Annotated in this window: 12 protein-coding genes and 5 tRNA genes; 5 read left to right on the top strand and 12 right to left on the bottom strand. The window is 71.7% G+C overall.

Features of this window, described 5'->3' with window-relative positions; translation table 11 throughout:
• Nucleotides 1-289, top strand: a 289-nt coding sequence (locus ACWCYY_RS40090; protein WP_449798889.1) for a UTRA domain-containing protein, incomplete at its 5' end; no start/stop codon positions are given.
• Nucleotides 290-407: 118 nt separating this feature from the next.
• Here the strand turns inward: ACWCYY_RS40090 and ACWCYY_RS40085 are convergent.
• From ACWCYY_RS40085 to leuC, 4 genes are all read right to left on the bottom strand, one after another.
• Nucleotides 408-1151, bottom strand: coding sequence for an HU family DNA-binding protein (locus ACWCYY_RS40085; RefSeq protein WP_345290239.1), 744 nt, complete (start codon nucleotides 1149-1151; stop codon nucleotides 408-410).
• Between the two features lie 133 nt (nucleotides 1152-1284).
• Nucleotides 1285-1566, bottom strand: coding sequence for an SCO5555 family protein (locus ACWCYY_RS40080; protein ID WP_449798888.1), 282 nt, complete (start codon nucleotides 1564-1566; stop codon nucleotides 1285-1287).
• Nucleotides 1567-1700: 134 nt separating this feature from the next.
• Nucleotides 1701-2297, bottom strand: coding sequence for a 3-isopropylmalate dehydratase small subunit (leuD, locus tag ACWCYY_RS40075; RefSeq protein WP_449798887.1), 597 nt, complete (start codon nucleotides 2295-2297; stop codon nucleotides 1701-1703).
• A 5-nt stretch (nucleotides 2298-2302) separates the two neighbouring features.
• Nucleotides 2303-3724, bottom strand: a complete 1422-nt coding sequence (gene leuC / locus ACWCYY_RS40070; protein ID WP_345289565.1) for a 3-isopropylmalate dehydratase large subunit — start codon at nucleotides 3722-3724, stop codon at nucleotides 2303-2305.
• A 170-nt stretch (nucleotides 3725-3894) separates the two neighbouring features.
• On the opposite strand from leuC, the gene ndgR reads away from it, so the two are divergent.
• A complete protein-coding gene (gene ndgR, locus ACWCYY_RS40065) occupies nucleotides 3895-4608 on the top strand; it encodes an IclR family transcriptional regulator NdgR (RefSeq protein ID WP_030275730.1) in 714 nt (237 codons plus the stop codon).
• A gap of 113 nt (nucleotides 4609-4721) precedes the next feature.
• On the opposite strand, the gene ACWCYY_RS40060 is transcribed toward ndgR, so the two are convergent.
• From ACWCYY_RS40060 to ACWCYY_RS40025, 8 genes are all read right to left on the bottom strand, one after another.
• Nucleotides 4722-4796 (bottom strand) — tRNA-Gln (locus ACWCYY_RS40060).
• A 47-nt stretch (nucleotides 4797-4843) separates the two neighbouring features.
• Nucleotides 4844-4919 (bottom strand) — tRNA-Glu (locus tag ACWCYY_RS40055).
• A gap of 70 nt (nucleotides 4920-4989) precedes the next feature.
• Nucleotides 4990-5065: transfer RNA gene (locus ACWCYY_RS40050), tRNA-Glu, on the bottom strand.
• An 18-nt stretch (nucleotides 5066-5083) separates the two neighbouring features.
• Nucleotides 5084-5156, bottom strand: a tRNA-Glu gene (locus tag ACWCYY_RS40045).
• Between the two features lie 29 nt (nucleotides 5157-5185).
• Nucleotides 5186-5257 (bottom strand) — tRNA-Gln (locus ACWCYY_RS40040).
• Nucleotides 5258-5463: 206 nt separating this feature from the next.
• Nucleotides 5464-6969, bottom strand: a complete 1506-nt coding sequence (gene gltX / locus ACWCYY_RS40035) for a glutamate--tRNA ligase (protein WP_345289564.1) — start codon at nucleotides 6967-6969, stop codon at nucleotides 5464-5466.
• Nucleotides 6962-7762, bottom strand: a complete 801-nt coding sequence (locus tag ACWCYY_RS40030; RefSeq protein WP_449798886.1) for a fumarylacetoacetate hydrolase family protein — start codon at nucleotides 7760-7762, stop codon at nucleotides 6962-6964. The genes gltX and ACWCYY_RS40030 overlap by 8 nt, the downstream gene beginning before the upstream one ends.
• A 134-nt stretch (nucleotides 7763-7896) precedes the next feature.
• Nucleotides 7897-8091, bottom strand: coding sequence for a hypothetical protein (locus tag ACWCYY_RS40025; protein ID WP_345289562.1), 195 nt, complete (start codon nucleotides 8089-8091; stop codon nucleotides 7897-7899).
• A 562-nt stretch (nucleotides 8092-8653) separates the two neighbouring features.
• Between ACWCYY_RS40025 and ACWCYY_RS40020 the strand changes: the two genes are divergently transcribed.
• From ACWCYY_RS40020 to ACWCYY_RS40010, 3 genes are read left to right on the top strand one after another with little or no spacing between them, the layout of a single operon-like run.
• Nucleotides 8654-12442 carry a nitrate- and nitrite sensing domain-containing protein gene (locus ACWCYY_RS40020; protein WP_449798885.1) on the top strand — a complete coding sequence of 1263 codons (3789 nt, stop codon included), beginning with the start codon at nucleotides 8654-8656 and terminating at the stop codon, nucleotides 12440-12442.
• A gap of 10 nt (nucleotides 12443-12452) precedes the next feature.
• Nucleotides 12453-12866, top strand: coding sequence for a roadblock/LC7 domain-containing protein (locus ACWCYY_RS40015; protein ID WP_345289569.1), 414 nt, complete (start codon nucleotides 12453-12455; stop codon nucleotides 12864-12866).
• A 53-nt stretch (nucleotides 12867-12919) separates the two neighbouring features.
• Complete coding sequence (locus ACWCYY_RS40010; protein ID WP_345289559.1) at nucleotides 12920-13345, top strand: DUF742 domain-containing protein; 426 nt, start codon at nucleotides 12920-12922, stop codon at nucleotides 13343-13345.
• Nucleotides 13346-13392 lie beyond the last annotated feature (47 nt).

The raw sequence follows: 13392 nt of genomic DNA, 5'->3' as shown, positions 1-13392 counted from the left end.
CTCCCCGGTGATCTGCCCCGAGTACGGCCCGCTGGCCGGCCAGGGCGTGGTGCGGCGGATGGCGGCGATCGGGGTGAACGTGGAGCGCGCGGTGGAGCGAACGCGCCCGGCCCGGGCCACCGCGCAGCAGGCGGTCCTGCTCGGCGTCTCGGCCGGGGACTTGGTGACGCTGATCGAGCGCACCCACCTCGACGGCGACGGCCGGGCCGTGGAGACCGCCGACCTGGTCATCCCGGACTCGCGCTGGGAGATCACCTACGAACTCCCGATCGTCCGTCAGGAATCCTGAGTCGTAGCCGCCTCCGGGCACGAAAGAGCCGTGGCGGCCCGCTTCCGGGGATTCCCCGGATGCGAGCCGCCACGGCTCACGGCAGTTGACCCGCCGTCGGCTGACCTTCCGTCAGGAATTACTTGGCGGTGGAACGGCGCGAGGTGGTCTTGCGCGCGGTGGTCTTCTTCGCCGGCGCGGTCTTCTTCGCGGTCGCGGTGGTCTTCTTGGCCGCGGCGGTGGTCTTCTTCGCCGGGGTGGCCTTGGCCGCGGTGGTCTTCTTGACCGGGGTGGCCTTCTTGGCCGCAGCGGTCTTGGTGGCGGTGGCCTTGGTCGCGGCGGCCTTGGTGGCGGCAGCCGTCTTCTTGACCGCGGTGGCCTTCTTGGCGACCGTGGCGGTGGTCTTCTTGGCCACGGTCTTCTTGGCCGGAGCGGCGGCGGCCGCCGTGGTCTTCTTGGCGGCGGTGCGCTTGGCCGGAGCGGCGGCAGCGGCGGTGGTGGCGCGCTTGGTGGCGGCGCGCTTGACCGCGGCGGTGGTGCCGGTCTTGCCCGGGGTGAGGGAGCCCTTGGGGGCCTTCTTCACCGACGGACCGTCCTTCGGCAGCTTCTTGCTGCCGGCGACGAGGTCCTTGAAGCCCTGGCCCGGGCGGAAGCGCGGGACGGCGGTCTTCTTGACCTTGACGCGCTCGCCGGTCTGCGGGTTGCGGGCGAACCGCGCGGAGCGGTCGACCTTCTCGAAGGTGCCGAAGCCGGTGACCGACACGCGGTCACCCGCCACGACGGCACGCACCATGGTGTCGAGCACTGCGTCGACGGCCTCTGCGGCAGCCTTGCGACCGCCCAGCTGCTCGGCCACCGCTTCGACAAGCTGAGCCTTGTTCACGTCTTCCCCTTCGGAAACGGGCGCCGGATGATTCCATCCGTTCTTTTCGCACGTTAGGTATGTATCTGCGGAGTTTCAATTACCAAACGCGCGAATCACCCTAGTGTCGCAATGGATTTGCGCGTTCGGCGCCTCATCCGAGCGGCGGGTGCCCCTCGTCGAGGTCTTGGACAAAGCGCGCCAACCTCCTTGCCGCCCCCGGGAGATCACGCTTGGCGGTCTCGGTGACGATCAAGAGCTGACGAGTGAGAGCGGTCTTTGCCTCGGTTGACACGTTCAGCGCATGAACGCGGTCGTGTGCCAGCTTCAACCGCTCGGCCACCAGCGCGTACAGCGCGGCGACTTCCGGGGTGTCCATCCCCTCCGAGGCGGCGGGTTCGCCATCCCCGTACGGAGGTTCATGGTGCCGGTGCATGCAACGATTGTGCCATCTGTGCGGAGTTGCGCTGCGCGGGGGTTTATCCGGAGCTCAACTCGGGCCCGGAACAGACGGATGGCCCACCCCTCGAGAGGGGTGGGCCATCCGGTGGAGCGTCAGGTTTCGGAGCCTCAGGCGACCGGCAGGGTACGCGGCTTGAAGGAGGGTCGGGTCGCCTCGAACTCGGCGATGTCCCCCTCGTTCTGGAGCGTGATGCTGATGTCGTCCAGGCCGTTGAGCAGGCGCCAGCGGACGTTGTCGTCCAACTCGAAGGAGGCGGTCACGCCCTCGGCGCGGACCTCCCGGGCCTCCAGGTCGACGGTGATCTCGGCCGTCGGGTCGGCCTCGGTCAGCGCCCACAGCCGCTCGACCGTCTCCTGCGGCAGGACCACGGTGAGCAGGCCGTTCTTCAGCGAGTTGCCCCGGAAGATGTCGGCGAAGCGCGAGGAGATCACGGCCTGGAAGCCGTAGTTCTGGAGCGCCCAGACCGCGTGCTCGCGGGAGGAGCCGGTGCCGAACTCGGGGCCGGCCACCAGCACCGAGGCGCCCTGGCGCTCGGGCAGGTTGAGGACGAAGGTCTCGTCCTTGCGCCAGGCCTCGAACAGGCCGTCCTCGAAGCCGGAGCGGGTGACCTTCTTCAGCCAGTGCGCCGGGATGATCTGGTCGGTGTCGACGTTGCTGCGGCGCAGCGGGACGGCCCGGCCGGTGTGCGTGGTGAACTTCTCCATGGCGCTCAGACCTCCACAGAAGCGCGGTCGGACAGGTCGGACGGCGCGGCCAGGCGGCCCACCAGGGCGGTCGCCGCGGCGACCTGCGGGGAGACCAGGTGGGTGCGGCCGCCCTTGCCCTGCCGGCCCTCGAAGTTGCGGTTCGAGGTGGAGGCGCAGCGCTCGCCGGGAGCCAGCTGGTCGGGGTTCATGCCCAGGCACATCGAGCACCCGGCGTGCCGCCACTCGGCGCCGGCCGCGGTGAAGACCTTGTCCAGGCCCTCCTCGACCGCCTGCAGCGCGACCCGGACGGAGCCGGGGACGACCAGCATCCTTACCCCGTCGGCGATCTGACGGCCGTCCAGGATGGCCGCGGCGGCCCGCAGGTCCTCGATCCGGCCGTTGGTGCAGGAGCCGACGAAGACGGCGTCCACCTTGACCTCGCGCAGCGGGGTGCCGGCCTCCAGGCCCATGTACTTGAGGGCGTTCTCCGCGGCGGTCCGCTCCTGCGGGTCCTCGAAGTCCTCCGGGTTCGGCACGTTGGCGCCCAGCGGCGCGCCCTGGCCCGGGTTGGTGCCCCAGGTGACGAAGGGGGTCAGCGCGGCGGCGTCGATGAACACCTCGGCGTCGAAGACCGCGTCCTCGTCGGTGGCCAGGGTGGACCAGTACTCCACCGCGGCGTCCCAGTCGGCGCCCTTCGGGGCGTGCGGACGGCCCTCCAGGTAGTCGAAGGTGGTGCGGTCCGGGGCGATCATGCCCGCCCGGGCGCCGGCCTCGATCGACATGTTGCAGATGGTCATCCGGGCCTCCATGGAGAGGCTGCGGATCGCCGAGCCGCGGTACTCCAGGACGTAGCCCTGGCCGCCGCCGGTGCCGATCTTGGTGATGATGGCCAGGATCAGGTCCTTGGCGGTGACGCCCTCGGGCAGCTCGCCCTCGACCGTGATCGCCATGGTCTTGAACGGGGCCAGCGGCAGCGTCTGGGTGGCCAGCACGTGCTCGACCTGGCTGGTGCCGATGCCGAACGCCAGCGCGCCGAAGGCGCCGTGGGTCGAGGTGTGCGAGTCGCCGCAGACCACGGTGGTGCCCGGCTGGGTCAGGCCCAGCTGCGGGCCGACCACGTGCACCACGCCCTGCTCGACGTCGCCCAGCGAGTGGATGCGGACGCCGAACTCCTCGGCGTTCTTCCGCAGCGTCTCCAGCTGGACCCGGGAGACCGGGTCGGCGATCGGCTTGTCGATGTCCAGCGTCGGGGTGTTGTGGTCCTCGGTGGCGATCGTGAGATCCGTCCGGCGGACCTTGCGACCGGCCAGCCGGAGGCCGTCGAAGGCCTGCGGGCTGGTCACCTCGTGGAGCAGGTGCAGGTCGATGTAGAGCAGGTCGGGCTCGCCCTCCGCGCGCCGGACGACGTGGTCGTCCCAGACCTTCTCCGCAAGTGTCCGTCCCATCGGATTCCCTCCAGCCGGCCGCGTTGCCGGCCGCTCGTCTCTGTTGTCCAGGATGTGGACAGCCTGGTAAGGCTGGATCCTGGGTGTCTTCCGGGCTGCTCCACCAAGAGTGGCGCGTTTCTCGGGAAATTGAACTTGCGTCTCGCGGACTGAGACTGCAGTCTTAGGGCATGGACAACACTAGCGGCGTCGGCGTTCTCGACAAGGCCGCTCTGGTGCTCAGCGCACTGGAGTCGGGCCCCGCCACGTTGGCGGGGCTGGTCGCCGCCACCGGTCTGGCGCGCCCCACGGCCCACCGTCTCGCCGTCGCACTCGAACACCACCGCCTGGTCACCAGGGACATGCAGGGCCGGTTCATCCTCGGCCCCCGGCTCGCCGAACTCTCCGCAGCGGCGGGCGAGGACCGCCTGCTCGCCACCGCCGGGCCGGTGCTGACGCACCTGCGCGACGTCACCGGCGAGAGCGCCCAGCTCTACCGCCGCCAGGGCGAGATGCGGATCTGCGTGGCCGCCGCCGAGCGGCTGTCCGGCCTGCGGGACACCGTCCCGGTCGGCTCCACACTGCCGATGAAGGCCGGCTCCGCCGCCCAGGTCCTGCTGGCCTGGGAGGAGCCCGAGCGCCTGCACCGCGGCCTCCAGGGCGCCCGGTTCACCGCGACGGCGCTCAGCGGCGTCCGGCGCCGCGGCTGGGCCCAGTCCATCGGCGAGCGGGAGCCCGGCGTGGCCTCCGTCTCCGCGCCCGTGCGCGGCCCCTCCAATCGCGTGGTGGCCGCCGTCTCGGTCTCCGGCCCGATCGAGCGCCTCACCCGCCACCCCGGCCGCCTGCACGCCCAGGCCATCATCGAGGCCGCCAACCGCCTCACCGAAGCCCTCCGCAGAGGCTGACCGCCGAGCATCCGTCCGAAATGCAGAACGGCCCCCGGAAGGGGGCCGTTCTCGTTTCGTCCGCGCATTCGCCCGGAAATGCAAAAAAGCCCCGGATATCCGGGGCTTCTCACTGGCTGGGGTACCAGGACTCGAACCTAGACTAAATGAACCAGAATCACTCGTGCTGCCAATTACACCATACCCCAACAAAGCATCGGGCCAGTGGGCTGTGAAGCCCACCGGCCTTTCGCTCTGGTACCCCCGACCGGATTCGAACCGGCGCTACTGCCGTGAGAGGGCAGCGTGCTAGGCCGCTACACAACGGGGGCAAACTGGCGATCCTGTGCTTCGTCCGTGCCGGGGTTGCGAACTCGTCCGACGGGGACAGTGGAGAGGATCTGGTACCCCCGACCGGATTCGAACCGGCGCTACTGCCGTGAGAGGGCAGCGTGCTAGGCCGCTACACAACGGGGGCTTGTTCTCTTGTGGTGCGTACCCCCGACCGGATTCGAACCGGCGCTACTGCCGTGAGAGGGCAGCGTGCTAGGCCGCTACACAACGGGGGCTTGTACTGCTGGGTCTTGCTCGTACTGCGCTGGGGTACCAGGACTCGAACCTAGACTAAATGAACCAGAATCACTCGTGCTGCCAATTACACCATACCCCACCAGAGTTGAGCCCCTGACGGGGTTTCACTCGGCGTTGCGGCCGCTTGGTTGCTTCCTGACGAGGCTTCTGGTCCCTCGCCCTGTCCCTCCCGGGCGGCGCAGAAAGAACATTACCCGACTCCCGGCCCTGCTCCAAAATCCATAACCGCAGGCAGGGTGCCGGAGGGCTGCGCGGCTGGTCACGCAGCCCCCCGGCACCGGCCGGTCAGGCCGTCGGGACGGCGTCCAGGGCGGCTCCCAGACGGCGCAGCGTCTCCTCGCGGCCGAGCAGCTCCATCGACTCGAAGAGCGGCGGGGAGACCCGGCGGCCGGTGACTGCGACGCGCAGCGGGGTGAAGGCGAACTTGGGCTTGATGCCCAGCCCGTCCACCAGGGCCTCCCGCAGGGCGGCCTGGATCGGGTCGGGGGTGAAGTCGGGCAGCGCGGTCAGGGCCGCGATGCTCGCCTCCAGCACCGGGCGGGCGTCCGGGGTCAGCACCTTGGCGGCGTCGTCCGGGTCGAGCGCGAAGTCGGCCGGGTCGACGAAGAGGAAGCCGGCCATGGTGACGATCTCGGAGAGCACCACCATCCGCTCCTGGGTGAGCGGGGCCACCTTCGCCAGCAGGTCGAGCTGGGCGGGAGTGGGCTCGGCCGGGAGCAGGCCGGGGGCCTGGAGGTAGGGCACCAGACGGCGGACGAAGTCCTCCGGGGCCAGCTCGCGCAGGTGGTGCGCGTTGATCGCCTCGCACTTCTTGAGGTCGAAGCGGGCCGGGTTGGAGTTCACCTTGGCGATGTCGAAGTTGGCGACCAGCTCGTCCATCGAGAACAGGTCCCGGTCCTCGGCCAGCGACCAGCCCAGCAGGGAGAGGTAGTTGAGCAGGCCCTCGGGGAGGAAGCCGCGCTCCCGGTAGAGGTTGAGGCTGGCCTGCGGGTCGCGCTTGGAGAGCTTCTTGTTGCCCTCGCCCATCACGTACGGCAGGTGGCCGAAGCGCGGGGTGGTGCCGTTGCCGACGCCGATCTCGGCCAGGGCGGCGTAGAGGGCGATCTGACGGGGCGTCGAGGAGAGCAGGTCCTCGCCGCGGAGCACGTGGGTGATGCCCATCAGGGCGTCGTCCACCGGGTTGACCAGGGTGTAGAGCGGGGCGCCGTTGGCCCGGACGATGCCGTAGTCGGGCACGTTCTCGGGCTCGAAGCTGAGGGTGCCGCGGACCAGGTCGTCGAAGGCGATGGTGCGGTCGGGCATCCGGAAGCGGACGATCGGCGCGCGGCCCTCGGCGAGGAAGGCGGCGGTCTGCTCCTGCGTCAGCTCCCGGCAGTGGCCGTCGTAGCCGGAGGGCTTGCCGGCCGCGCGGGCGGCCTCGCGGCGGGCGTCCAGCTCCTCGGTGGAGCAGTAGCAGCGGTAGGCGTGGCCGCCGGCCAGCAGCTTGTCGGCCACCTCGGCGTAGATGCCCATCCGCTGGGACTGCCGGTAGGGGGCGTGCGGGCCGCCGACCTCGGGGCCCTCGTTCCAGTCGAAGCCGAGCCAGCGCATGGCGTCCAGCAGCTGCTCGTAGGACTCCTCGGAGTCGCGGGCCGCGTCGGTGTCCTCGATCCGGAAGACCAGGGTGCCGCCGTGGTGGCGGGCGAAGGCCCAGTTGAAGAGGGCGGTGCGGACCAGGCCGACGTGCGGGTTGCCGGTCGGCGAGGGGCAGAAGCGGACCCGGACGGTCGGGTCCAGGGCGGTGTCAGCCACGCTTGACCACCTTGTTGGAGAGGGTGCCGATGCCCTCGACGGTGACGGCGACCTCGTCGCCGACCTGGATCGGGCCGACCCCGGCCGGGGTGCCGGTGAGGATGACGTCGCCGGGGAGCAGGGTCATGGCCTCGGAGATGTGCACGATCAGCTCGGCGATCGAGCGGACCATCTGGGAGGTGCGGCCGGCCTGCTTGAGCTCGCCGTTGACGGTGCAGGTGATCGCCAGGTCGCTCGGGTCCAGCTCGGTCTCGATCCACGGGCCGAGCGGGCAGGAGGTGTCGAAGCCCTTGGCGCGGGCCCACTGGCCCTCGCGCTGCTGGACGTCGCGGGCGGTCACGTCGTTGGCGCAGGTGTAGCCGAAGATCACCTCGGGGACCCGGTCCACCGGGACCTCGCGGCCCATCCGGCCGATCACCACGGCCAGTTCTGCCTCGTGCTGGACGTCGGAGGAGAACGGCGGGTACGCGATCGCCTCGGTGGGGCCGATCACGGAGGTGGACGGCTTGAAGAAGGTCAGCGGGACGTCCGGGACCTCGTGGCCCAGCTCGGCCGCGTGCGCCGCGTAGTTGCGGCCGACCGCGACCACCTTGTTGGGGAGGATCGGGGAGAGCAGGCGGATGTCCTGCATCCGGTAGCTCTCGCCGCTCAGTTGGAGCGAGACGATCGGGTGGCCGGCCAGGGCGTGCACCACCAGGGTTTCGGGCTGGGCCGGATCGCCCTCGACCACACCGAAGGAGACGCTGCCGGCGGCAGGGCTGCCTTCCCGGACGGAGAACCTGGCAATGCGCACGGTGGAGAGCCTCTCGGTCGGTCGGGCACCGGCCTGACCGGGCCCTGTCTGGAACGGCTCCCAGGATATGACGCGAGGGGCGCCGGACCGCCTGATGGCGGTCCGGCGCCCCTCGGGTCGGGAGTGAGCGCTCGTCAGTCCTGCGGCAGGCGCGGGGCCGGGGCGGTCATCAGCACGGTGCGGCGCGGGTTGGCCGTGCTGGCGGGCAGCTCGGAGGCGTACTCGACCGCGCGGTCGGCCGGGGAGCCGAGCAGCTGGCCGAAGTCGGCGACCGAGGCCAGCGTGGTCCGGCGCGGGTTGGCGGTCGAGCCGTTCGGGAGCTGGGACATTGCGTCACACCTTGGGTTCGGGGCCGATCCACAGGAGTCGGCGGGGGTGATTCCGGGCAGGCTGACGCCTGGCACAGCGCACAAGGGTAGACGGTCCACCCCTGAGGGGAGCCGATCTTCTTCCACAGGCGCCGTGATCTTAGCTATACATTCCGCTGTGATTTTGCTCACAAATTGCCGGGGAAATGCCGCATCATGGACATTTCACGGCCCTGCGGAGATCGCCTCAAAATCCGTATCTCGGACATTTCGGGAGCTCCTCCGCATCGCGCCATCGAGGGCTGACTTGGCATGTATCGGGCGAGTGTCCGAAAAGCGCCGTATTCCCGGCCTGTTACCGCACAGTCAGTGAGACGGTGCGCGCGCTGGGTGGTCTAGGACACTGACAGGTAACGCCCCTTGTTGGAGTTCCCACGCTGTGCTGGAATGCGACGGAAAAACTCGACACCGCCCCTGACCGTGCCAGCGGGAAGGGGCGCCCGGTCCAGAGGTTGCGACGCCAGTGCAGGGACGTTTCAAGAGGGGCAGCGGCGCCGCGGGAGACCCGGAGTCGCGTGAGCCCGTGGCAGGCCCCCACCAGGCAGCGCCGCTCACGGGCCCCGGTGAGCAGATAGTCGGCGGCGGCGAGCCCGAGCCGCAGGACGGTGCCGAAGGCACCGATCAGAACGAGAAGCCGAGCGGTCGCTCCCGCCTGCGCACCTCGTTGACCCGCCGCCGGGCCACCGGTCTGAGCCGGTTCGCCATGCGCAACTGGAAGATCCGCACGCGCCTGATCGCGCTGCTGCTCCTCCCCGTGGTGGTCGCCCTCGCGCTCGGCGGTCTGCGCGTGCAGTCCTCGCTGGACAACTCGCACCAGCTCTCGCAGATGGCCAACCTGGCCGACCTGGCCCGCAAGGCCACCGACCTGGCGAACGCCCTGCAGACCGAGCGCGACCTCAGCGCCGGCCCGCTGACCAACGGCGGTCCCGAGCGCGCCAAGGACGACGACGTCGCCAACGCCCGCAAGGTCTCGGACACCCTGAGCAAGGCCTTCGCGGCCAGCGCGGACAACTTCGACGACCTCGACCTCGCCGGTGGCAAGGCCCTGCTGCTCCAGGTCCGCCGTGACCTCAACCAGCTCTCCGAGGCCCGTAGCAACGCCTACACGGACCACAAGAACATCCAGGCGACGATCACCAACTACGACGTGATCATCAAGAACCTGCTCTCCATCACGCAGGACATCGCGATCGCGTCCAACTCGACCGAGCTGGTCAAGATCACCCGTGCGCTCTACCAGTTCTCGCTGGCCAAGGAGAACACCTCGATGCAGCGCGCGCTGATCAGCGCGGCGCTCGCCAACCCGCTCGGGCCGGACCTGTCCTCCTCCGACGAGACCTTCGGCATCCGCCTGAAGACCTCCGAGGACAACGCCCTCACCAACTTCACCGCCATCTACGGCGACTCCGAGGCGCAGGTGCTGCGCCAGGGCCTGACCCGCAACCAGGAGATCGCCAACGCGGACCGGTACAGCAAGGCCGTCCTCAACCCGAACGGCATCAAGCAGACCGAGTCCCGCGGCTACAAGGACTGGTACGACAGCGCCACGGCGAAGATCACCGCCGAGCAGAAGATCGAGAAGAAGCTGCTCGAGGACCTCGACGGCCGGGCCGGCGACCTCCAGGACGAGGCCGACACCCAGGCGCTGGTCAACGGCGCGCTGATCGCGGTCGTGCTCATCGTCGCCATCGCCGGCGCGGCCCTGGTGGCCCGCTCGATGGTGCGCTCGCTGACCCGTCTGCAGGTCGCCGCCGAGGACGTCGCCGAGCGGCGGCTGCCCGAGCTGGTCAAGACCCTCTCCGAGAGCGACCCGCACGACGTCGACGTCACCGTCGAACCCGTCGGCGTCGACTCGGCGGACGAGATCGGCCACGTGGCGCACGCCTTCGACATGGTGCACCGCGAGGCCGTCCGCCTCGCCGCCGAGCAGGCGCTGCTGCGAGGCAACATCAACGCGATGTTCACCAACCTCTCGCGCCGCAGCCAGGGCCTGATCCAGCGTCAGCTCTCGCTCATCTCCGAGCTGGAGAGCCGCGAGGCCGACCCGGACCAGCTGGCCTCGCTGTTCAAGCTGGACCACCTCGCCACCCGCATGCGCCGCAACGGCGAGAACCTCCTCGTCCTCGCGGGCGAGGACCCGGGCCGCCGCTGGACCCGCCCCGTCCCGCTGGTCGACGTGCTCCGCGCCGCCGCCTCCGAGGTGGAGCAGTACGAGCGCATCGAGCTGGCCTCGGTGCCGTCGGCCGAGGTGGCCGGCCGCGTCGTCAACGACCTCGTCCACCTGCTCGCCGAGCTGCTCGAGAACGCGACCTCGTTCTCCAGCCCGCAGACCCGCGTCCGGGTGACCGGCCACGCGCTGCCGGACGGCCGGGTGCTGATCGAGATCCACGACACCGGCATCGGCCTCTCCCCCGACGACCTCGCGGACATCAACGAGCGCCTCGCCAACCCCCCGGTCGTCGACGTCTCGGTCTCCCGCCGCATGGGCCTCTTCGTGGTCGGCCGCCTGTCCCTGCGACACGGCATCCGCATCCAGCTGCGCCCCAGCGACTCCGGCGGCACCACCGCCCTCGTCATGCTCCCGCTCGACGTCACCACCTCCGGCGACCGCCGGGGCGGCGGCCGTCCGGGCGGGCCGGGCAAGGCGCCGCAGCGCGGGGTCGGTCCGACGCCGCGTCAGCAGGGCCGTCCCGGTGCCGCCGAGGCGCTGGCCGGCCGTGGCGCGGCCGCGCTCGGCCAGGGCCCGCAGGGATCGCAGGGCCGCCCCGGCGGTGTTCCGGCCGGCCGGCCGCAGCTCGGCCAGGGTCCGCAGGGCGGAGGCCGTCCGGGTGCCCCGGCCGGTGCGCCCGGTGGCTCCCCCAACCTCTTCGGCGGCCCCGCCGCCGGCGCCCCCGCGGGCGGCCTGCCCACCCGCGACGCGGGCCAGCCCTCCCGGGAGAACCCGGCCGAGGGCCTGATGCCGCGCCGTACTCCGGGCGCCTCGGGTGCCCCGGGCGCCGGTGCTCCCGGTCAGGGCGCTCCCGCTCAGGGCGTGCCGGGCCAGGGCGCTCCGGGTGCGGGGCTCCCCCGCCGCGGTCCGGGCCAGGGCCAGCCGCAGGGCCAGCCGCAGCCGGGCTTCGGCCAGGAGCGTCCGCGCCCCGAGCCGGCCGGCCAGGGTGCCCAGGGCTGGAACGAGCAGCCGCAGCACGGCCGGGCCGGCCACCCCGAGGCCGGACGCCGTCCGCAGCCGCAGGGCCGTCCGTCCGGCCCCGGTCAGCAGCAGGCGCCCGCCCCGCAGCAGGCCCAGCCGCAGATGTTCCAGCAGCAGGCCCCGGCCCCGCTGGAGGCTCCGGCGGAGTCCACCGCGCAGTTCGCCCGTCCGCGCTTCGAGGCCAGCGAGATCGACCCGCGCGACCCGCTGGGCCTCGGTCTGGTCGAGCCGGTGCTGCCGAGCGTGCCCAACCCGGTGCCGCAGCAGCCCTCGTTCCAGCAGCAGGGGCAGCAGCACGTCCAGCAGCCCCAGCAGCAGGTGGCCCCGCAGGCCCAGCCGATGGCGCTGCCGACCGGTCCCGGTCTCGACGACACCGTGCAGTGGCAGCGGCCCGAGGACGGCTTCGGCGCCCCGGCTCCGCAGCGGACGCCCCGTCAGCAGCCCGCCCCCGGGCAGGAGTTGCCGGGCCGCGGCCGCGAGGAGGCCCGTCCGCGCGGGTACCAGCCGCAGCGCCCCGGCACCTCCGCTCCGGGCTTCGGCGAGCCGGCCAGGACCGCCCAGCGGCCCGAGGCCCCGCAGGCGCCGTCCCAGGCCCGGGCGCCCCAGGCCCAGGCCCAGGCCCCGCAGCAGGCTCCGGCCCAGCCGCAGGCCCAGCGCCCGCAGGCCCCGCAGCAGGCCCAGGCCCAGCCGCAGGGGCAGCCCCAGGGCCGCCCGCAGCCGGGCCAGCCCGGCCAGCCCGGCCAGGAGGGCCCGGGTGACGCGCCGTGGCGCCCGTCCGCCAACGACGAGCGCTGGCGCCGCGCGGAGCAGGTCCGCGAGCCCTCCAGCGACGGGCTGACCCTGTCCGGCCTCCCCCGCCGGACCCCGCAGGCCAACCTGGTCTCCGGCACCGCCGAGGCGTCGCCGCTGACCGGCCCGCAGGTCTCCCGCAGCCCCGAGGAGGTGCGCGGCCGGCTGACCAACCTGCGCCGCGGCATCCAGCAGGGCCGCCAGGCCGGCGCGGACGCCGCCTCGCAGGGCGGCGGCATGCCGACCCGTCCGCCGCGCTTCGACGGCTTCGGCCCGCAGGGGCACGGCGCGCAGGACAACCCCGGTTACGGCTCGAACCAGCAGGAGCGTTGAGTTGACCCAGATGAGCCAGGCCGCACAGAACCTGAACTGGCTGATCACCAGCTTCGTGGACAGCACCCCCGGGGTGTCCCACACCGTGGTGGTCTCCGCCGACGGGCTCCTGCTCGCCATGTCCGAGGGCTTCCCCCGCGACCGCGCCGACCAGCTCGCCGCCGTCGCCTCCGGCCTCACCTCCCTCACCTCCGGCGCCAGCCGGATCTTCGAGGGCGGCGAGGTCAACCAGACCGTGGTCGAGATGGAGCGCGGCTTCCTCTTCCTGATGGCCATCAGCGACGGCTCTTCCCTGGCCGTGCTCGCGGCCCCGGACTCCGACATCGGTCTGGTGGGCTACGAGATGGCCCTCCTGGTGGACCGCGCCGGAGCCGTTCTCACCCCCGCGCTGCGCGCCGAACTCCAGGGCAGCCTGCTGCACTGACGGACCGTCACCCCGAAGCGCGGCAACTGACCAGAGCATCCAGGAGGACCCTCATGACCCCGCCCCCGACACCCGGCGGCTCCTACGGCAGCAACGGGTACGGCAGCGGCTACGGCGGCCAGTCCGACGGGTACGAGCAGCAGCCGCTGGTCCGCCCGTACGCGATGACCGGCGGCCGCACCCGCCCGCGGTACCAGCTGGCGATCGAGGCCCTGATCTCCACCACCACGGCCGCCGAGCGCACCGGCGGTCTGCTGCCGGAGCACGCCCGCATCGTCAACCTGTGCCGGGACGTCAAGTCCGTGGCGGAGATCTCCGCGCTGGCCGGTGTGCCGCTCGGGGTCGCCCGCATCCTGGTCGCCGACCTGGCCGAGGCCGGTCTCGTCGCCATCCACCAGCCCGCCGCCGCCGGAGAGTCGGGCGGAACGCCGGACGTCACGCTGCTCGAAAGGGTCCTCAGTGGACTTCGCAAGCTCTAACGCGGCCGCCCCCAGCCGCGCCACCACCTCCGCGAAGATCGTCGTCG

Source organism: Kitasatospora sp. NPDC001664, from assembly GCF_053596675.1.
The sequence above is the reverse complement of the archived record's forward strand: the minus strand, read 5'-3'. Positions and strand labels throughout refer to the sequence as shown.

What these genes read in the sequence shown, in the direction of transcription:
- ACWCYY_RS40025 (WP_345289562.1), bottom strand. Translation starts at nt 8,091, where the DNA reads ATGTCCCAGCTCCCGAACGGCTCGACCGCCAACCCGCGCCGGACCACG.
- ACWCYY_RS40080 (WP_449798888.1), bottom strand. Translation starts at nt 1,566, where the DNA reads ATGCACCGGCACCATGAACCTCCGTACGGGGATGGCGAACCCGCCGCC.
- ndgR (WP_030275730.1), top strand. Translation starts at nt 3,895, where the DNA reads ATGGACAACACTAGCGGCGTCGGCGTTCTCGACAAGGCCGCTCTGGTG.
- leuD (WP_449798887.1), bottom strand. Translation starts at nt 2,297, where the DNA reads ATGGAGAAGTTCACCACGCACACCGGCCGGGCCGTCCCGCTGCGCCGC.
- ACWCYY_RS40010 (WP_345289559.1), top strand. Translation starts at nt 12,920, where the DNA reads ATGACCCCGCCCCCGACACCCGGCGGCTCCTACGGCAGCAACGGGTAC.
- leuC (WP_345289565.1), bottom strand. Translation starts at nt 3,724, where the DNA reads ATGGGACGGACACTTGCGGAGAAGGTCTGGGACGACCACGTCGTCCGG.
- ACWCYY_RS40015 (WP_345289569.1), top strand. Translation starts at nt 12,453, where the DNA reads ATGAGCCAGGCCGCACAGAACCTGAACTGGCTGATCACCAGCTTCGTG.